The 19,154-nt window shown below is 55.2% G+C and carries 21 protein-coding genes; 15 read left to right on the forward strand and 6 right to left on the reverse strand.

What is annotated here, in order from left to right; all coding sequences use genetic code 11:
* From HY868_09085 to HY868_09150, 14 genes are all read left to right on the forward strand, one after another.
* The coding region (locus tag HY868_09085) for a tetratricopeptide repeat protein (protein ID MBI5302279.1) at positions 1 to 554 on the forward strand (554 nt) is incomplete at its 5' end.
* A gap of 278 nt (positions 555 to 832) precedes the next feature.
* Complete coding sequence (locus HY868_09090) at positions 833 to 1,684, forward strand: cyclase family protein (protein MBI5302280.1); 852 nt, start codon at positions 833 to 835, stop codon at positions 1,682 to 1,684.
* A gap of 31 nt (positions 1,685 to 1,715) precedes the next feature.
* Positions 1,716 to 2,081: a four helix bundle protein gene (locus HY868_09095; protein ID MBI5302281.1), complete on the forward strand. Its 366-nt coding sequence runs from the start codon at positions 1,716 to 1,718 to the stop codon at positions 2,079 to 2,081.
* A gap of 70 nt (positions 2,082 to 2,151) precedes the next feature.
* Positions 2,152 to 2,841 (forward strand): hypothetical protein, encoded by a 690-nt coding sequence (locus tag HY868_09100; GenBank protein MBI5302282.1) that lies wholly within the window; start codon positions 2,152 to 2,154, stop codon positions 2,839 to 2,841.
* 85 nt (positions 2,842 to 2,926) lie between these two features.
* Entirely contained in the window at positions 2,927 to 4,117 is a 1,191-nt protein-coding gene (locus HY868_09105; protein MBI5302283.1) for a thiolase domain-containing protein, read from the forward strand.
* A complete protein-coding gene (locus HY868_09110; GenBank protein ID MBI5302284.1) occupies positions 4,114 to 4,467 on the forward strand; it encodes a hypothetical protein in 354 nt (117 codons plus the stop codon). Before HY868_09105 ends, HY868_09110 begins: the two co-directional genes overlap by 4 nt.
* A gap of 226 nt (positions 4,468 to 4,693) precedes the next feature.
* On the forward strand, positions 4,694 to 6,073 hold the full coding sequence (locus HY868_09115; protein ID MBI5302285.1) for a xanthine permease: 1,380 nt from the start codon (positions 4,694 to 4,696) through the stop codon (positions 6,071 to 6,073).
* A 90-nt stretch (positions 6,074 to 6,163) separates the two neighbouring features.
* Positions 6,164 to 7,063, forward strand: coding sequence for a xanthine dehydrogenase family protein subunit M (locus tag HY868_09120; GenBank protein MBI5302286.1), 900 nt, complete (start codon positions 6,164 to 6,166; stop codon positions 7,061 to 7,063).
* A gap of 168 nt (positions 7,064 to 7,231) precedes the next feature.
* Positions 7,232 to 7,738 carry a uracil-DNA glycosylase gene (locus HY868_09125; GenBank protein MBI5302287.1) on the forward strand — a complete coding sequence of 169 codons (507 nt, stop codon included), beginning with the start codon at positions 7,232 to 7,234 and terminating at the stop codon, positions 7,736 to 7,738.
* A gap of 37 nt (positions 7,739 to 7,775) precedes the next feature.
* The gene (locus HY868_09130) at positions 7,776 to 8,348 is read left to right on the forward strand and encodes a hypothetical protein (protein ID MBI5302288.1); all 573 of its coding nucleotides are present in this window, start codon (positions 7,776 to 7,778) and stop codon (positions 8,346 to 8,348) included.
* Positions 8,349 to 8,423: 75 nt separating this feature from the next.
* The gene (locus HY868_09135; GenBank protein ID MBI5302289.1) at positions 8,424 to 8,897 is read left to right on the forward strand and encodes a GNAT family N-acetyltransferase; all 474 of its coding nucleotides are present in this window, start codon (positions 8,424 to 8,426) and stop codon (positions 8,895 to 8,897) included.
* 91 nt (positions 8,898 to 8,988) lie between these two features.
* Positions 8,989 to 9,447, forward strand: coding sequence for a (2Fe-2S)-binding protein (locus HY868_09140; GenBank protein MBI5302290.1), 459 nt, complete (start codon positions 8,989 to 8,991; stop codon positions 9,445 to 9,447).
* Positions 9,448 to 9,554: 107 nt separating this feature from the next.
* Positions 9,555 to 11,867, forward strand: a complete 2,313-nt coding sequence (locus tag HY868_09145; protein ID MBI5302291.1) for a molybdopterin-dependent oxidoreductase — start codon at positions 9,555 to 9,557, stop codon at positions 11,865 to 11,867.
* A gap of 16 nt (positions 11,868 to 11,883) precedes the next feature.
* The gene (locus HY868_09150; protein ID MBI5302292.1) at positions 11,884 to 12,705 is read left to right on the forward strand and encodes a DUF2877 domain-containing protein; all 822 of its coding nucleotides are present in this window, start codon (positions 11,884 to 11,886) and stop codon (positions 12,703 to 12,705) included.
* Between the two features lie 3 nt (positions 12,706 to 12,708).
* Here the strand turns inward: HY868_09150 and HY868_09155 are convergent, their stop codons facing one another.
* The gene (locus HY868_09155) at positions 12,709 to 13,410 is read right to left on the reverse strand and encodes a DUF1361 domain-containing protein (GenBank protein ID MBI5302293.1); all 702 of its coding nucleotides are present in this window, start codon (positions 13,408 to 13,410) and stop codon (positions 12,709 to 12,711) included.
* A 189-nt stretch (positions 13,411 to 13,599) separates the two neighbouring features.
* Here HY868_09155 and HY868_09160 point away from each other — a divergent pair, with 189 nt between their 5' ends.
* Positions 13,600 to 15,309, forward strand: coding sequence for a long-chain fatty acid--CoA ligase (locus HY868_09160; GenBank protein ID MBI5302294.1), 1,710 nt, complete (start codon positions 13,600 to 13,602; stop codon positions 15,307 to 15,309).
* 139 nt (positions 15,310 to 15,448) lie between these two features.
* On the opposite strand, the gene HY868_09165 is transcribed toward HY868_09160, so the two are convergent.
* The 5 genes from HY868_09165 to HY868_09185 all read right to left on the reverse strand — a co-directional run bounded on the left by HY868_09165 (position 15,449) and on the right by HY868_09185 (position 19,114).
* Entirely contained in the window at positions 15,449 to 16,399 is a 951-nt protein-coding gene (locus tag HY868_09165) for a C_GCAxxG_C_C family protein (protein ID MBI5302295.1), read from the reverse strand.
* 255 nt (positions 16,400 to 16,654) lie between these two features.
* Positions 16,655 to 17,080: an MOSC domain-containing protein gene (locus HY868_09170; GenBank protein MBI5302296.1), complete on the reverse strand. Its 426-nt coding sequence runs from the start codon at positions 17,078 to 17,080 to the stop codon at positions 16,655 to 16,657.
* 63 nt (positions 17,081 to 17,143) lie between these two features.
* A complete protein-coding gene (locus tag HY868_09175) occupies positions 17,144 to 17,818 on the reverse strand; it encodes an HAD-IB family hydrolase (protein ID MBI5302297.1) in 675 nt (224 codons plus the stop codon).
* 22 nt (positions 17,819 to 17,840) lie between these two features.
* Positions 17,841 to 18,296: a DUF2442 domain-containing protein gene (locus tag HY868_09180; protein ID MBI5302298.1), complete on the reverse strand. Its 456-nt coding sequence runs from the start codon at positions 18,294 to 18,296 to the stop codon at positions 17,841 to 17,843.
* Between the two features lie 329 nt (positions 18,297 to 18,625).
* Complete coding sequence (locus HY868_09185) at positions 18,626 to 19,114, reverse strand: hypothetical protein (GenBank protein MBI5302299.1); 489 nt, start codon at positions 19,112 to 19,114, stop codon at positions 18,626 to 18,628.
* Positions 19,115 to 19,154 lie beyond the last annotated feature (40 nt).

Raw genomic sequence — 19,154 nt, forward strand, 5'->3', positions numbered from 1 at the left:
CCTACTACAACCGCGGCAATGCCTATACAGATAAAGGTAACTTTGACCAAGCCATCGCGGATTACACCAAAGCGATTGAACTTGCCCCCAAGTATGCTAACGCCTACTACAATCGTGGCATTGCATATAAAGCCAAAGGCAACCTCGACCAAGCCATCACCGATTACACCAAAGCGATTGAACTCGACCCCAAATATGTGAATGCCTACAACAATCGCGGCAATGCCCATTCCGCCAAAGGCAACCTCGACCAAGCCATCGCGGATTACACCAAAGCGATTGAACTTGACCCCAAGTATGCAGGTTTCTACTACAACCGCGGCAATGCCTATACAGATAAAGGTAACCTCGACCAAGCCATCACCGATTACACCAAAGCGATTGAACTCGACCCCAAATATGTGAATGCCTATTTGGGGCGTGGGCTTGTTTATCGTCAAAAAGGAATGAAAGCCCAAGCCATTGTAGACTTGGAAACCTATCTTCGCCTTGTTCCCAACACGTTAAATCGCGCTCAAGTTGAGCAATTGATTCAGGAAATGAAAAAACCATAATCATATTTCTTACACACCATCACTTTTACCTTTTAGCTTTTCACTTTTAACTTGCTTCCAAAGGAGGAAGACACATGAAACCGATTGCCCTCACCATCTCGGAAAGATGACAACGGACAAAATCGAATTAACCGGACAAACCTTGCACCGCACTGTCCGTTAAATCCGCACTTGTCCGTTGTCATCATTCGCAATTCCTAATTCGCAATTCGTAATTCACATCACGCATCACGTTTTACGTTTTACCAATTCCCAATTACCTTTTTTCGGAGGAGAACATGAAACTGATTGACCTCACCATCCCGCTCGGCATTCAAACGCCGGCATGGCCCACGTACGAACCGCTGCAACTCAAGTATTTCAAGCGACTCGCACCCAACGGCGCGAACGGGCAACTGCTCACGCACTCGAACCACCTCGGCACACACCTTGACGGCGAGATTCACTTTTACACGCCGGGCAAGGACATTGCTTCGCTCGACCTCAACGATTTCCTCGTCGGTCCCGGCGTCGTCGTTGACCTCTCCGACATCGCCGGCGATTACGACATCTACACATCCCAGATGGTCGAAGAGCGCGTCGAGGTGCGCGAGGGCGACATCCTCATCATCCACACCGGCTATCATCGTTACGGCTGGGATCAACCGCTCGCCGACGAAGTGCGCTACATGGTCAAGCATCCCGGTCCCGATCGCGAATTTGCAGAATGGGCGAAGAAGAAAAAAATCAAATGGATTGGCGTGGACTGCGGAAGCGCGGACCATCCGATGAACACGATCATTCGCAATTGGATGCCGCGCCAAGCCGCCGAAGCCGATGAACATTTCAAGAAAAAGTACGGCAAGACGGTTGAAGAAATTTTCACCGGCGACAAGTATCAACTGATGCACATTGAAATGTTTCCCGAACACATCATCCACCTCGAATGCGCGGGCGGCGACCTTGATCTGTTGTTGAATCAACGCGCGACGATTGGCTGTTTCCCCTGGCGATTCGTGGATGGCGAATCCTGCATCTGCCGTCTCGTCGCGTTCGTCGAAGATGATCGCTACGCCGAGTTGATGAAGAAAAAGGAGGCGATGCAGAAAACCAAGTATGGTGATGGCGTCGCAACTTGTAAACAAGTTTAGAAATTGGAAATTGGAAGTTGGAGGTTGGAAAATGCCAGTCCAAAGTTACCGAGACCTCGATGTTTACCAACGCGCTCGCAAACTCATCTTGCCGGTTTATCGGATCGCAGAACAACTTCCGAAGGATGAAAAATTCGACTTGACCGATCAAATCCGCCGCGCGTGCAAATCGGTGGTGGATAATATCGTCGAAGGATACAGTCATAAGGATACGCCAGCCAAAGCCAAATCATTCTGGCGCATCTCAATGGGTTCAGCCAACGAAATGGTTGAACATTTAGAACAAGTCGTTTTATTGAGTTACGCGACTGCCGAAATCATTCAGCCGATCACGGATGAATACACGGTGATCGCCAAACAACTCAACAAGCTCATCAAAAACTGGAAAAAGTACTGACATGATCTAACTTCCAACATCCAACTTCTAACATCCACTTTGGAATAACCAAACAGAAGGAGAATCGAAAATGCCCTTCGACATGGAATTGGAAAGTAAACTGCGCCCACCGGAATTACCGATGGCGCCGTATCCGCCGAAACTGATTACGTTGGCGAACGGCAAGCACATGGTCGTGCGCGAGATCACACGCGACGAAGTGCCGCGCGTCCTCGAAGCCGTGCGCCCGATCACGACGTATGAGCGCGATTACTATGACATTGTCGCCTCGCGCGTGTACGCGGAATTGCTCGCGTGGTATCGCTGGCGCATCGTCAACGAATTTTGTTTGATCGCACAGATCGAGGGAATGCTCGTCGGGCTTGTCAACAGCCGGATGCTCAACGCAAAAACCGGGATGAGTCTGCACACGCTCACGACGGATCGCGGTCTCCGCATCGGCTCGCACATGTTCGCCGCGAAGATGGAGCATCACATCGAGTACTTAAATCAAGAAGAAGTGCTCATCGTCGCGGAAAGCCCGATCGGGTTTCGTCGCTGGATGATCGAGTACGGACTCGAACCGACCGACATTCCGCACGAACTCGGCGGCGCGCCCTCGTTCCGCCTTTCGAAAGAATTGTACTATGCGACGAAAGATCGTCTCGTCGTCGGTGATCGCCCGGTGCCGAAAGACATTCTCGACCAAGCCCTGGACGAGATCATTGTCGTTGACGAAAAAACGGTCGCCGAAAAAATCTGCGGCGTGAAAGGCAGGTAACGATGAACGTATCAATGAGAAGATCACCCCTCCCTCACCCTCCCCTTGCCAAGGGGAGGGCAGGGGTGGGGTCGGAGGTAACACGATGAGACCCGTCGCAATTGTTGGCGCAGGAATGATTCCGTTCGGTCGGCGCGACGATGACAACTTGATGGACATGCTCGCGTACGCGTCGCTAAACGCCTTGGACGATGCAGGGTTGGGCGACAAGGGCGTAGACGCAGTCTACGTCGCGAACATGGGCGCGGGCATGTTGAATCACCAAATGTCCGTCGCGAGCGCGCTCGTAGATCGCTTGAGTTTGTTGCCCGCCGCGGCGGAAGCGATTGAGAACGGTCCGGCGTCCGGCGCATCCGCGATCAAGAACGGCTTGCTCGCGGTCGCGTCCGGCTACTACGACGTCGTCCTGGTCGTCGGCGGCGAAAAAATGCGCGATGTGTCCGGTTGGCGCGCGACCGATTTCGTCGCTTCGATGACGCACCCAACCGCCGAGTACATTTACGGCGTCACGCTGCCTGGGATGGCTGGGATGTTCACGCGCTTGTACATGGAAAAGTACGGCGTCACACGCGAGCATCTCGTCCAGGTCGCGATCAAGAATCAAGAGATGGGCGCGCTCAATCCATACGCGCACGTCGAATCGCGCATCACGCACGAAGGTATCATGGACTCGTGGCACTCGCGCGTGAACAATCCGCCCGTCGCCGATCCCTTGCATCTGTATGACGTGTGCCCGGTCAGCGATGGCGCGGCGGCAGTCATTCTCGCGCCGCTCGATCTCGCCAAGCAATTCAAGAAAACGCCCATCGTCATTGCTGGGTTCGGTCAAGCGACCGATACGCACTCGTTGCAAGAACGCGAAGACCCCACCGATTTGAAAGCCGTCACGCTCGCCGCGCAAAAAGCGTTGGAGATGGCGAAACTCAAACCGAGCGAGATTGACGTCGCGGAATTGCACGACGCGTTTACGATCCTCGAAATCGCCGAGAGCGAGCATGTCGGTTTCTTCCCGAAAGGGCAAGGCGCACAAGCGGTCATCGAAGGCAAGACGCGACTCGGCGGACAAATCCCGATCAATGTGTCCGGCGGATTGAAAGCGCGCGGGCATCCGGTCGGCGCGACCGGCGTCGCGCAAGTGGTTGACCTAGTGTGGCAGTTGCGCCACGAATTGCCGGAGACGCGCCAAGTGAAAAACGCGCAAACTGGGCTCTCGGTCAACTTTGGCGGATTTGGCAATAATGTGGTATCGTTCGTTTTGCGGAGAGGTGAGCCATGAAGAAAATAAACATCGTCGCGTACAAATGCAAAGCGTGCGGCAAGATTCACTTTCCGTTTCACGACCGTTGCTTGGCGTGCAAGGGTCGCGCGTTTGAAGAGATCAGCCCGCAAGGCAACGCCAGACTCATCACCTTTTCGCAAATCTTTAATCTGCCCTGGGGTTTTGACAATCGTTTCATTTTCGTCGGCGTCGCCGAATTTGAAAACGGCGTCAAGGCGATGGGGCAAATCGTCGCGAACGCGCCGGAAGAATTGAAACTGGGCATGACGATGAAGCCAACCTGGGGACCCGTGCGCGTGATCGGCGGCGAGGATGTGTACGGGTTGATCTTCAAGCCGGTGGGGTAGAGGTTGGAAGTTGGAAGTTGGGTGATGTGAGTCATCGCCAAGCAACTCAACAAACTCATCCAGAACTGGAAAAAGTTCTAGCGCTCTAGAATTCCAAATCCAACTTCCAACATCTAATTTCCAACTTCTTTGTTAGAAAGGAGGATTCGCGCAAAACGCGTGCCTCGCGCGCACACCATTATTATCAATCGTGATCGCGTTTTCTTCAAGGTAGAGGAGAATTCCAATGTCTGCTGAAGCTAAATCCAAAATCCTCGGCTTTATGCCAGAGGACGTACCCGATTGGGGCGCGATGCTCAGTCTGGGCTTTCAACAAGTCCTGACCATGTTTCCTGCCACCGTGCTCGTGGCGATCTTGACCAAATTCGATGTGGGCGTCACGCTGACGGCAAGCGGGCTGGGCACGATTATCGCCTTGCTCGTGGCAGGTCGCAAAATTCCACTGTACTATGGTTCGAGTTTTAGTTACATCGCCGTGGTCATCGCCGCGATGAAGTTGTACGATCCCACGTGCTTTAACGCCAAAGACACCGTCTACTGCGCGCAAGGGGTGCAAATCGTGCAGGTTGGCATCATCGGCACGGCGATCTTTGAAATTCTGATCGGCTTGCTGATCATGCGCATCGGCAAAGCGTCGCTCGACAAGGTATTGCCGCCGGTCATTACCGGCAGTGTCGCCATCGTCATCGGCATCGCGCTCGCAGGCGCGGCGTTAGGTATGGCAGGCGCGCACTGGGGCGTTGCGTTCATCACGCTCATCATCACCGTCGCGTTCTCGGTGTACTTGCAAGGCAAGGGGCTGATCGGCATGTTGCCGATTTTGCTGGGCGCGGTTGTCGGCTACATCGTCGCGATTCCGTTTGGCTTGGTCAACTTTGATCGCGTCGCGCAAGCCGCGTGGATCGAAATTCCGAGATTCACGCTCCCAGCATTTGGCGATCCCCGCGCGTGGGGTTCCGTCATCGGCATCGCGCTGATCGCGATTGCGACGATTCCGGAATCTACCGCGCACCTGTACCAAATGAGTCTGTACATTGATCAACTGGCGAAAGAACTGGGGCGCAAGCCGCTCGAAATCAAAAAATTGATCGGCTTGAACCTCGTCGCCGATGGCAGCGATGACGTGGTCGTCGGTTTCCTCGGCGGTTGCGCCGGCACGAATTACGGCGAGAACAATTCGCTGATGGCGATCACGCGCAACTATTCCGTGCCGGTGTTGATGGCGGCGGGCGTTATTGCGATCCTGCTCGGCTTTGTCGGCAAACTCGCCGCGCTCGTCAACACACTTCCCGTCGCGGTCACCGGCGGGCTGGCGATCTATCTGTTCGGCGTGATCGGGATGCAAGGTATCGCGCTGATCCAATCCGAGCGCGTCAACCTGTTCGATCCGCGTCAACTCGCGGTCGGCGCGATCGTCCTGATCACCGGCATCGGCGGCAACCTGGCTCTGCCGAACGGCTACTTCCCGTTCAACGTGCCCGTGCTCTTCCCCGATGGCATCCCGGCAATTGTGTTCGCGGCGATTGTCGGTATCTTGCTCAACCTGTTGTTCCTCATTCTTCCGCCCAGCATGTTCGGCGTGGCGGAACGCGAGAATCTCAACTGATTGGAAGTTTGAAGTTGGAAGTTGGAGATTGGAGAACGCCTTCCAATTTCCAACTTCCAATCTCCAACATCTAATTCGCAAGGAGACACGATGCTCCCCACTCCCGGACTCCCTTCCTTCGATTACGTGCGACCCGCGTCGCCGGCAGAGGTGACGAAACTTTTATTAAAGAGCAATGGCGACGCGCGATTATTTATGGGCGGCACCGATGTGTTCGTCCGAATGCGTGATGGATTTTTCGCGCCGAAATTTTTGATTGATGTAAAACGCCTCCCCGGTATGGACGCGATCAAATTCAGCAAACGCGCCGGGCTGACGATTGGCGCAGGTGTGGATATGAACACGATTGCGCGACATTTGGCAGTCGCGGAAAATTATCCGATCCTGGTTGAAGCGATTGACTCGGTTGCATCGTACCAACTCCGCACACGCGCGACGATGGGCGGAAATTTGTGTAACGCCTCGCCCGCCGCCGATACCGCGCCTGCCGCGATGGTTCTCGGCGCGAATCTCGTTTTGCACGGACGGCGTGGTGAACGCGTCGTGCCGATTGCGAAATTTTTTGTCGCGCCTGGCAAGACGGCGATGAAACCCGGCGAGTTTCTACTTCGCATCGAAATTCCCCCGCCGCCCGCGCAGCGAGGCGCGGTCGGCAGATATTTGAAACTGGGTCGCAACGCGCACGGCGATCTCGCGATTGTCGGCGTCGCGGTGCTCGGCTATCCGGACAAGCGCGCCAAGTCCGGCTATGCGTTCCGCATCGCGCTCGCGTCCGTCGCGCCCACGCCCATCCGTTCGCCGAAGGCGGAAGCCGTTTTGTCATCGTCGCCCATCACACCCGAAACGATAGAAGCCGCCGCCGATGCCGCGATGGAAACCGCGAAACCGATTGACGATGTACGTTCTAGTGCGGAATATCGCAAAGCGATGGTGCGCGCGCTGGCGAAACGCGCGGTGAATGAGGTGTGGCGCGCGATCAGTGGTGCGTGAGACGTGATGCGTGGTGCGTGAAACGTAAAACGCAAACGATATGGCGATGGAGGAAAAATGCAAGTCAGCCGACGCATTGGGTGCAAAATGTTTCCGTGCGCGGGTGTGAATCACGACAATTACCTTGTTCCCAAAGTTGACATTGTGCCCGAAGCCGTCTCGATTGTGATGATCGCCGAAGCGTCGCCCGCCGATTCGCGCGATTACTTTTACGCGCGCGGCAAGCCGCTCTTCGCGCAGACCACGCTTCAAGCGTTCAACGATGCCGGTGCGGATGTTTCGTCCGTGCGCGACATTCTCAACCTGGGTGTGTACCTGACGACCGCGGTGAAATGCGGCAAGACCGGTTATGGCATCGCGACGAGTACGATCAAGGAATGTTCGCTCATTTTCGAAAAAGAGCTGGCGTTGTTTCCAAATGTGAAAGTATTTCTGCTGATGGGCGATGTTGCGATCAAGGCGGTCAATTACATCGCACAGCGAGCCGGCGAAGCAAGAGTGATTCCCGCCGGTTCGACGTACAAGATTCGCGGGGAGAAATATTTCTGGAACGGGAGACGCGCGTTCCCTTCGTACCTCCAAGCCGGTCCCAGTTTCTTCATCGAAAAGAGCAAGCGCAAGATGATCGCGCAAGATATTGCGGACGCGCTAAGGTTGGTGAAACGTGATGCGTGATGCGTGATGCGTCAAAAAATCAAAATTGGAGGAGACTGTGACGAAGTGTTTTCTAGTGTACTTAACGATTGTTCTGGTTCTTGCTACGGGTTGTGGAATTCAAATTGACGAACATGCAACTGAAACACGTGTCGCAGCAAAGATTTATGCTACTCAGACGGCAAACGCGCCTACAGTTACTCCGCAGCCGACAGTTACGTGTCCTACTCCATCTGTGGCGACTCGCCGGAGTACTACAGCCACACAAGTCTATCGGACGATCCTGACAGGCAAACACTTGAGCGAAGTTAGTCTTGGAGTAAGTCAATTAACCAATGTTCCTTACATTAGATTTTCCCTGACCCAGGATGGCACTGATATTTTGTCCGATTTTACACTCAAGCACACTGATGAATATTTGGGAATCACGGTGAACAAGATTGTAATCTCTTCGCCCATCATCCGTACGCCTATTCTGGAGAGTTCAGGCATCATCGAAGGAGCATACACACTGAAAGAAGCTCGAGAGATCAAAATGTTGCTTGAGTCTTGTCCATCTGTGTTGGAATTCGTTGAATTCGGCAACACACCATTGCCAATCGGCGAGATTATCCAAACCACCGGCTTTTAGTCACCACGCAATTTGAAATTGAGCGTATTACCCATTCAGCAATAGATATTCCTGGCAATTCACACATCACGCAATATGCCATTCGCAATTTGCAATTCGCCATTCACCATTCGCCCATTCAAACCAAGCGACCAAGCCCCAGTTCGCCGGCTAATTCTCGCCGGCTTGGGCGAACATTTCGGCTGGATTGACGAGACGCGCAACCCAGACCTGGACGACATAACTACTCACTACATCGCACGCGGCAACACTTTTCTCGTCGCAGAAAACAATGGAGAGATCGTCGGCACCGGCGCACTGATTGCCGAGAGCGAAAATACCGGACGCATCGTTCGAATGTCCGTTAGTCGGATGTGCCGACGCGAAGGAATTGGACGCGCGTTAGTCAAGCATCTGCTCGATGTCGCGCGCCAGGAAGGTTTCATCCAAGTCCGCGTCTCCACCGAACCCGATTGGCAAGACGCGATTGGTCTCTACAAACACTGCGATTTCACCGAATACAAGCACGATGAAATCGGCGCTTACTTTTCTCTCGCGCTTGACGAGTGATTCACGTGTCTCGCATCACGCAATTTGCAATTCGCTATTCGCCATTCGCAATTCGCCACTCGCAATTCGCAATTCGCATACGGAGTAACCCATGTCCCAACACGAAATCACCTTAACCGTCAACGGTTCGCACGAACGCGTAACCATCCCGTCGAACATGACCTTGCTCACGATGCTGCGCGAAGTACTTGTCCTTACCGGCACCAAGAACGGGTGCGCGGCAGGTGAGTGCGGCGCGTGCACCGTTCTGCTCAACGGCGAGCCGGTCAACTCGTGCATGATGCTCGCGGTCGAAGCCGACGGCGCAAACATCGTCACCGTCGAAGGTCTCGCGCGCGACGGCACACTCGACAAGATTCAACAAAAATTTGTCGAACTTACCGGCGTCCAGTGCGGCTTTTGCACGCCGGGAATGTTGATCAGTGCGCGCGCGTTGCTCGACCGCAATCCGCATCCAAGCGAAGCCGAAATCCAAGATGCCCTGCGCGGCAATTTGTGTCGTTGCACCGGCTACACGCGCATTGTGCAAGCAGTGCAAGAAGCGATATGAGGCGAAAAGCGAATAGCGAATAGCAAATAGCGATCTACTATCGGCTATTAGCCATCTGCCATTCGCTATCCGCCATTCGCCATTTGCGATACGCAAGAGGAGACGCAATGACTGAGATAATTGGTGAAAGCATTCCACGTGTTGATGCCGTTGACAAAGTGACCGGCGCGGCGAAATTCGCGGACGATTTTCAATTCGGACCTGGGTTGCTGTACGGGCGACTCGTCCGCAGTCCACACCCGCACGCGCGCATCAAAAAGATTGACGCGACCAAGGCGCTCGCACTTGCCGGCGTTAAAGCGATTGCAACCGGCGCGGACACGCCCGGTTATATCGGTTTGTATCTCCAAGACCGCCACATCTTTGCGACCAACCGCGTCCGCTACATCGGCGACCCGGTCGCGGGCATTGTCGCGACGAGTGAAGAGATCGCGGAGCAAGCGGTGAAATTGGTCGAGGTCGAGTACGAAGTTTTACCTGCGGTGACCGATCCGCTCGACGCGATAAAACCCGATGCGCCGATTCTGCATCCTGACCTCGGCGCGTACACCGTCGCGAATTTTATTTTTCCAAAACCTGGGACGAACATTTCGAATCACTTCAAGGTTCGCAAGGGCGACATCGAAAAAGGGTTCGCGGAATCCGATGTGATCGTCGAAGGTGAATTTCGCGTGCCGCACATTCAACACGTCCCCATCGAACCGCACATCGCGGTCGCGCAAGTGGATTCAGGCAAGGTGACGTTGTGGGGCAGTAGCCAGTCGCCGTTCGCGCAACGCAACTTGATCGCGAAAGCATTGCACATCAGTCAGGGCGATTTGCGCGTGATCGCGCCGTACATCGGTGGCGGATTCGGCAGCAAAGCCGGCGTTTCGATGGAAGCGTGCGGGGTCGTGATGGCGATGAAAGTTCCCGGTCGTCCAGTTAAATTGCGCCTCACGCGCGAAGAAGAATTTTTCACGACGTTCGTGCGCCAAGGTCTCGTCGCGCGCACCAAGGTCGGCGCGAAAAAAGACGGAAAACTCGTCGCGATGAAAACCGAGTACTACTGGGACGCGGGTGCGTATACCGAGTACGGCGTGAACATGACGCGCGCCGGCGGCTACTCGTCCACCGGTCCGTACGAAATCCCAAACGTCCACGCCGATTCGTACTGCTGTTACACGAATCATCCGGTCGGCGGACCGATGCGCGGATTCGGGATGCCGGAAATTCACTGGGGCATCGAGCAAGTGATGGATCAGGTCGCGGAAAAACTGGGCATGGATCCGCGTGCGTTTCGGTTGAAGAATTGTGTCAAGACCGGCGGCGATATCGTCACTGGTTGGAAGATGCACCCGATCGGTTTGGATCAGTGCATCGAAAAAGCCACCGCCGCGATTGACTGGGGCAAAAGAGAACCGGCGTCCGCGCCGCACAAGAAACGCGGCAAGGGTCTCGCGATCATGTGGAAAGCGCCGGCGATGCCGCCGAATGCTGGGTCGTCGTCGTACGTGCGACTCAACGAAGACGCGACCGTGACCCTGGGTCTCGGCGGACAAGAGATCGGGCAAGGCACGCACACCGTGATGGCGCAGATGGCGGCGGCGGCGCTCGGCGTGCCGATCAGTTGGATTCGCATCGCGACGCCGGTGGACACGCAGTACTCGCCGTACGAATGGCAAACCGTCGCGTCGCGTCTTACGTGGAGCATGGGCAACGCCGTCGCCGAAGCGGCGCGTCACGCGCGCCAACAAATTCTCGAACTCGTCGCGGAACACTGGAACGAGAAAATCGAAAACCTCGATATCAAAGATGGCAACGTGATATCGTACCAGTCCGAGCAATCGCTCCCGCTCAAAGACATGGTGATTTACGGTTTGCCGAAAGAAGGCGATTGCGGTTGGCGCGGCGGTCCGATTGTCGGGCGTGGCAATTTCATGCCGACGTACGTCACGCGTCTCGACCCGGAAACCGGGCAAGGTCCGCGTTCGGTTGTGCATTACACCGTCGGTTGCCAGGCAGTTGATCTCGAAGTGGACACGGAGACCGGGCAGATCGAAATTCTGCGCGTCGCCGCCGCGTTCGACGTCGGCAAAGCGATCAATCCCGACCAAGTGCGCGCGCAGATGGAAGGCGGCGTCGTGCAAGGCGCGTCGTCCGCGCTGTTCGAAAAACTTGATCTACGCGAGGGCAAGCCGCGCAATCCATCGTTCGTGGATTATCGCATCGCGACGAGTGTGGACATGCCGCACAAAATCATTCCGATCATCGTCGAGACCGCGCAGGACGATGGACCCTGGGGCGCGCGCGGCATCGGCGAGCACGCGATGGTGCCGACCGCGCCGGCAATTGCGAACGCGGTCTACAACGCGGTGGGCATTCGATTACCCAGCCCGCCGTTGAGTGCGGAGCGCGTGTACTTGGAAATGCAAAAATAGTTGGATGGTTGGATAGTTGAATCGTTTGCTGGTCAGGTCTCGCAATATCGGCACAGCCAATTTAATCGGCGCGACCGCGCGCGAGTTGCTCGCGCGTTCGGATTTTTCCGGGCGCGTGATTGCGGTTGTGTCGGGCGCGGTGTACGTGCAAACAGACCCCCACCCCAACCCTCCCCCGTTCGCCAAAAGCGGGCGAACAAGTGAGGGAGAAATTGTGTGGCTCGCGCAAATGCATTTGCCGATGCACGCGCGCGCGATCCTGGGTGCGTTCGATTTTTCCGCGTTGCGTGTGGGGATGGAATTGTATTTGGCTGTAGGGGCGACGCATGCATCACCTCTACACATCGCCAATGCACGCGTGTGGCAACCGGCGACTATTGACCTGGCGCGTGTTGCACCGCGCCAGGTTGTGATCGCGCGAATACAAGACCTGACAGGTTTTGGAAAACCTGTCAGGTCTTCGTTGTGCGATCTTATCGGCTTGGGCGAAGGATTAACACCAGCAGGCGACGATTTTGTCGGCGGATTCTTGTTCGCGCGGTGGCATTTGCACGCGGCGTATCCCGCTACGACGACCTGGGATCAACGCGCGGTGGATGACTTGCTCGAGTACGCGCGCACGCGGACGAACGACATCAGCCACACCATTCTGCGCGACCACGCGCGCGGGCAAAGCGTCGCGCCGATACACGATCTTATTGCGGCGTTTCTCGCGCCGCAAACGAAAACGCCGAACGCGATTCAACACCACGTTCAGCGTTTGCTTGCAATCGGCAGCACATCCGGCAAAGAAATGCTCGCCGGGTTGCTAAATGGAATTACGAATTACGAATTTTGATTTTCAACTTTCGATTTGCTCCACCTTCCTCTGCTCCGCCGACTTGAGCATCAAATAGGTCACGAGCATCAACCCCGCAAATAGCATCGTCACGCCGTACGTTTGTGAATGACGAATCGGATGCGCGAGCCGGATAAGAATATCCGCGAGAATGTTGTGCGGCTCGAAGAACACATCCCAGGAATTCCAATCGAGGAATCGCCCCAGGTAGATGCCGAATCCAGACGCGCCAATCGCGCCGAGTGCGAACAGCCAACCGATGACGCGTCCCAGAATTTTTTCGACGATGCTATGCATCGTGCGGAGCGACGCGACACCCAGGAACAACCCCATCCACGCGAACGACGCGAGCATGCCAACATCGTACCACAGCGGCACCGGCTTGCGTTCGTGCAAATGCCACCAATCGGTAAGGAGGTACGGCGCGTTCGGCAAAAAAAGCAGCCACACGAAACTGGGGATCACGATCAGCCAAACGCGACGCGGGTAGCGCTGATGCAAAATCGCGATCGTCAGCGCGCTGAGATACGGTACCCACGCGAGGAAACTGTCCCAAACGAGAAAGCGGAAATCCCATCGGCGCGTCAAGTAGAAACGTCCGAGCAACAGGGCACCGGCGAGCAACGCGGAGAGCACGAGCGGATAGACGAGGTGATTCACGCAAAAGCGGTGCAGGCGGCAAAGAGACGCAAACGGATTCGACATCACAGACCTCCCAGGTTGAAATCACAAACGAGCAGAGTGAGGCGGAACATTCGAAGATTGCTTTTGCGAAGACGCTCGCGAGTATAACCCAGCCATTTTGAAAAGTCAAACCCCGTTGACAAAATGTATCGCTTCGTGGTATCTTGGTAACAACTGACCTGGCACTTGATTCATCTGCAAGGAGGCAAAATGGACAAGCCCTGGCTCTCAAGTTACGAACCCGCTGTTCGTCCCAACCTCGAGTATCCCCCCGTGCCGATGCACCAATTCCTCGAAGACTCGGCGTCCAAGTACCCCGACCGTGCCGCCACCATTTTTGGTAATGTAGTCCATCAACTCGGCGGCGCGTTGATGGATGCGAAAATGTCGTATCGCCAACTGAATGATCTCGCGAATCGGCTGGCGAACGCGTTCATCGCGATGGGCATCAAGCAAGGCGACCGCGTCGCGATCTTTTTGCCGAACTGTCCCCAGTATCCCATCACGTATTACGCCATCCTCAAAGCGGGCGCGGTCGTCGCGCCGAACAATCCGCTCTACGTCGCGCGCGAACTCGAACATCAACTCAACGATGCTGGCGCGGAAACGATTGTGTGCCTCTCGCGCTTTTATCCGACCGTGCAAGCGGTGCGCGCGAAAACGAAATTGAAGAACGTCATCGTCGCAAACATCAAAGAGTATTTTCCGCCCGTGCTCAAAACGCTGTTCTCGCTCGCGGTCGAAAAGAAAGAAGGACACCGCGTCACGCTCGACCCAGGCGACAAGTGGTTTCAGGATGTACTGGCGAGCGCGCCCGCGACGAAACCGAATGTCACCGTGAAACCGGAAGATACCGCGGTGCTGCTCTACACCGGCGGCACGACCGGCGTTTCCAAAGGCGCTGAAATCACGCACAAGAATCTCGTTGCGAACACACTGCAGACGCGCGCGTGGATGACCGGTTCGCGCGAGGGACAAGACGCGATCATGACCGCGCTCCCCTTGTATCACTCGTATGCGATGACCGTCTGCATGAACTTTGGCATCGCGATTGGCGCGACGCTTATCCTGATCCCCAATCCGCGTGAACTGGAACACGTTTTGAAATCCATTGACCGGCATCAACCGACGATGTTCCCCGGCGTGCCGACGATGTACGTCGCGATCAACAATTTCAAAGACCTCGCCAAGTACAACGTTCGCTCGATCAAAGCGTGCATCAGCGGCGCGGCGGGGTTGCCAGTGCAGGTGCAACAAAAATTCCAGGAACTTACCGGCGCGCGGTTGGTCGAGGGGTATGGCTTGAGCGAAGCGACGCCGGTCACGCACGCGAATCCGATTTTCGGCGAGAACCGCATTGGTACGATTGGCTTGCCCTGGCCCGACACGCTTTGCAAGTTGATGGATATCGAGACGGGCACGAAAGAGGTGCCAATCGGCGAACCGGGCGAGTTGGCGATTCAGGGTCCGCAAGTGATGAAAGGGTACTGGAACAAGCCGCAAGAAACCGCGAACACGTTACGGAACGGTTGGCTCTACACCGGCGACATTGCGGTGATGGACGAGCAAGGTTATTTCAAGATTGTGGATCGCAAAAAGGATATGATCATCGTCGGTGGGTTTAACGTGTACCCGCGTGACGTTGAAGAAGTTTTGTTCAAGCATCCCAAAGTGTTAGAAGCCACCGTCGCCGGCATTCCCGATCCGAAGAGCGGTCAGCGCGTCAAGGCGTATGTCGTGCTCAAGCCAGGGCAGACCGCCACGGTCGAAGAGTTGATGGCATTCTGTAAAGAGAACCTCACCGGCTACAAACGTCCATCCGTCATCGAGTTCCGCGATTCGTTGCCCAAGACAATGGTCGGCAAAGTGTTGCGGCGCTACCTGGTCGAGGAAGATCAGAAGAAGGCGGCGCAGAATTAGCGCGAATGGCGGATAGCGGATAGTGGATAGCGAATGGCATGTTGCGTATGGCGTGATGCGTGATACGTGATTCGTAATGAAAGCACAACCCCCGCGATTTGCATCGCGGGGGTTGTTGTTTTCTCGCGCAGAAATATTGTTACTTTTTCTTGTACGGGATCGGGTGCGGGTCGTGGCACACGACACAATCTTCTTCGCCGCGAATGTTATTGCCAATCGCGTAATCCTTGCCGGTCGTGTGGCACACCGTACACCCAGCATCCACCGCCGCCGACTTGGCGACCGGTTTGAACGTGGTCGTATCGGCAAACTGGTTCAGATAGATGACCGCTTGCGCGGCGACATCGCCAGTCAATCTACCGCATCGCTCCGAACGTTCATCCGAGCCAGACGCGAGCTTTGACGCCAGACACCAATTCGTCACGGACACGTGGCACAGCGTCGAGTTCGACACGCTTGCCACCAGCACCTTGTCGGATTTGTACTTGTCAACCAGGAATTTGTGGTCTTTGGCGTACTGATTGCTCAGGTCGCTAGGGAATGGCGTTTTGGAATACCAGAGCGCCAATTCCTTGACGATTTTGCGCCAGGTGTCTTTATCCACTAACAAGTTGATCGCCGCGCCCGCGCCGTTCAGCGCGCCGCACAGACTACCCATCCCAGCAAAGCCAGTCTCACCGAACATCATCAGTTCACTCGGAACCTGGGTGTACGGAAATCCGACTACTTCTTTCAGCGTGTCCATGATCGCGCCAAACGCGCCATAGCAACACGCGCCGTTGTAGTAACCCAGGTGCCCTTTTTTTCGAACGAGTTCCGGATCAAGTTTTTTGTAGGGCCATGGTACTTTCGGAATCGCCTTGACCACCTCTTTCATCACTTCGACCGGAACTTCTTTGACGACTTCTTTGATTTTCTCGACCGGGACTTCCTTTGTGACCTCTTTGATCTTCTCGACCGGCACCTCTTTGATGATTTCTTTCGGCGCACAGCCCGCCAAGCCCAGAACACCGGCTCCCGTCACCACGCCCGTCGCGAGCGTACCTGCTTTGATCAAGAATCCTCGACGCGAAATTGTCTGCTCGTCCATTACTACGACCTCCTCATTGAAGTTAGGGCACTTGCTGGTCGTGAGTGTATAGGGAATCTGGGTTAGCGTCTATCGGGTAAGAACCGGAAATCCCCTAGAGTGATTTACCTATTTTGAAAAACCAAAGGGCGAGAATTGTCTTCTCGCCCCATGCCGGAAAAACCTGGATCATATTCAAAAAACTTTATCTTTGTGTGCGCCATTCGACGCCGACAAAGCCAGAGTCATATTCAAAAAGCATAATCCTTTGCCCGATCAATCTGCTCGCACGACCGCATCGCCCACGTGAATCGCGCCGCCTTCAACGACGCGCGCGAGCATCCCGCGCTGATTCTCCATCGCCGCGCGCAACCCAGGACGCAGGTCTTCGACAAACTCACACGGCACACAGAACTTGGTGATCTCGAACAGCGCATCGCCCACGCGCAAGCGCGTACCCAGCGCGAGCGAATGCAAAACGATGCCGCGCGTCGTGATATTCTCGCGCACCACACCGGCTTGCAATCCAAACGCACCGAGCGTCTCTTCGTCCATCAGCAAGACCTGCCGCGCGCTGCCCTGCCGCGCGTGCGCGTCGCCCTCCAGACCCAGGTCGGCAATCGCGCGCACGGATGTTTTGCTTTGCATCGGTTGACCGCGCGTCGCGCAGATTTGCAGATTGATTATCGTTCCCGTACTCAAGTTGCCCTCCTGTTGTGACCGCCGCTCTTGATTTGGCGGCGGTCGGCAGTCGGCGGTCTGCCGTCACCCCGGCAATATCTCCCAGCGATTCGCGCGCGCGTGTTCGGCTAGATGCGCGTCGGGGTACACCGCAACCGGATGCCCGACCATTTCGAACAGCGCCATATCGCTGATCGAATCCGCGTACGCGTAACTCGCGGCGAAATCAATTTCGATGCCGCGCGCGGCGAGAAACTCGCGGGTCAACAATTGCTTTTCGGTACCCATACACACGCGCGAACTAACGCGCCCAGACAGGTGTCCATCCTTCATTTCGATGGACGTGCCGATGACACCCGTCGCGCCGAGCGCCTCGCCGATCAACCGCAACGTCGGCTCAAGCATCGCGGAGACGAGAAAGACCGGATGATCTTGCGCGAGGTGTTCGCGCAACTTTGCAATGATGTCGTCGCGCGCGGTCGGGCGAATGTATTGCTCGGCGACCCAGCGAAACGCCGCGTCGCCCTGCGTCGCGCTCCACCCTTGCACGAGCGAACCCAGGTGCGTGACCCAGGGTTTGCGAAAATCTTCTTCACTGATGAGGCGCAACTTGCGGAAAAAGTACAGCGGCAACAAACCATAAAAGTACATGCGCGTGCGTGTCTTGTAGCCGTGCTCGGCAACGTACTGCATCAACCCGCGCCACATGTTCGCGGTGTAGAGTGTACCATCAACATCAAAAAAAGCGGCTGTTTGCATAGGGGTTGTTAGGTTTCAAGTTTCAGGTCTTGGTGGCGCGCCGTCGGTGGCGAGGCGAAAGTCCGGTAGCATTCGCAAGTGTTTCTTTCGCGGTTGTTTGTGCTTCGCTCGTCGAACCCAAGTAATCGGTGATGCGTAGCTCGTCGTTGATGGCGCATTTGTCCGGGTTCCACACGATCATTTGTTGGTCACGACTGATTTCGTACTTGACGCGCTCTTCTGCCGCGGCGTGATACACCGATGGAATCCAGCGCAACGGAATCGAAAGCACGCGTGCGTCAGTCAATTCAATGTGCACATAATCGGAATCGAAACGCGCGGTCTTAATTCGTGCTTCTTTTGGAAACGTGTATGCTGATGCCGGGTAAGGAATATCGTACCAAACGGCTTGGGCGGTTCTAGCCCGCTTGACGTTTGTGTACATGCCACGCTTGGAGTAAGCGTGTGCGATTCTTTTTGATGATTCTGAGCGCATCATTCAACTCCTTTTAATCCAGCGTGTGTCCGATTTGCGCAATTTCGATTTCAGGTTCTAGCCAAATCTTCGGGTCGCCAGCATCATTTTGCGATCCTTTGCCAATATGCACGCTCGCACGATCTTCATTCAGGGCGTCGTAACTATGAAACCAGAAAACGAATTGACCCTGCTTGAATACACGCGGACTCATTGGATTCTCCGTGAGCTAATTTTATCACCAATTTGGTAGAACGCGCAACGCGAAATGTGCCGGCTCGCGAATGGAACATCACAATACGCGAGTTACGCGACGGTGGCGGATCGGTGGTCAGGTGTTCCCAGACACGCATCTACTTGCGAAAGACGAGATTGAGTACGATGGTTGCGATGACAGCCAAAATGAAGAACGTAGCTGCCGATGCTACTGTCACGGCTGCGGTCATGAGGTATTTCACAGCACCGCTCTTTTGCGAGCGAAAAATACGCGCATTGATTGCAAAAGCAGTTGCACCGCATAACGCCCCTAGCCCACCGCCGATAAAAAGCAAGAGAATAGGAATTCCTGACCATAGTAACTGATACCATTTGAACGGTTCGGCGATGTGGATCGTCTTTCCATCGACCACAAGTTGTGGAACAGGGTCAAGCCCCAGTACCGCACTATGAATTTGCGCCACTATTTCGGTGCCGTCATTTCTGCGAAGTATGAACTGACCTCTCTTCTTCCCTTTGGGCGCCGGTTGACCGTCAACTAAGAGTTTAGACCCTGTGAAAAATCCTTGCGGAGTCAATGACAGATGTTGTCCTTCAAATCCTTCGATGGCAACTAGGTATTCCATGATGCTCCTTGAAAATAATGATTTTGAGTCTGGCGTGACT

This window comes from Chloroflexota bacterium (assembly GCA_016219275.1).
In the GTDB taxonomy this organism is placed as follows: domain Bacteria; phylum Chloroflexota; class Anaerolineae; order UBA4142; family UBA4142; genus JACRBM01.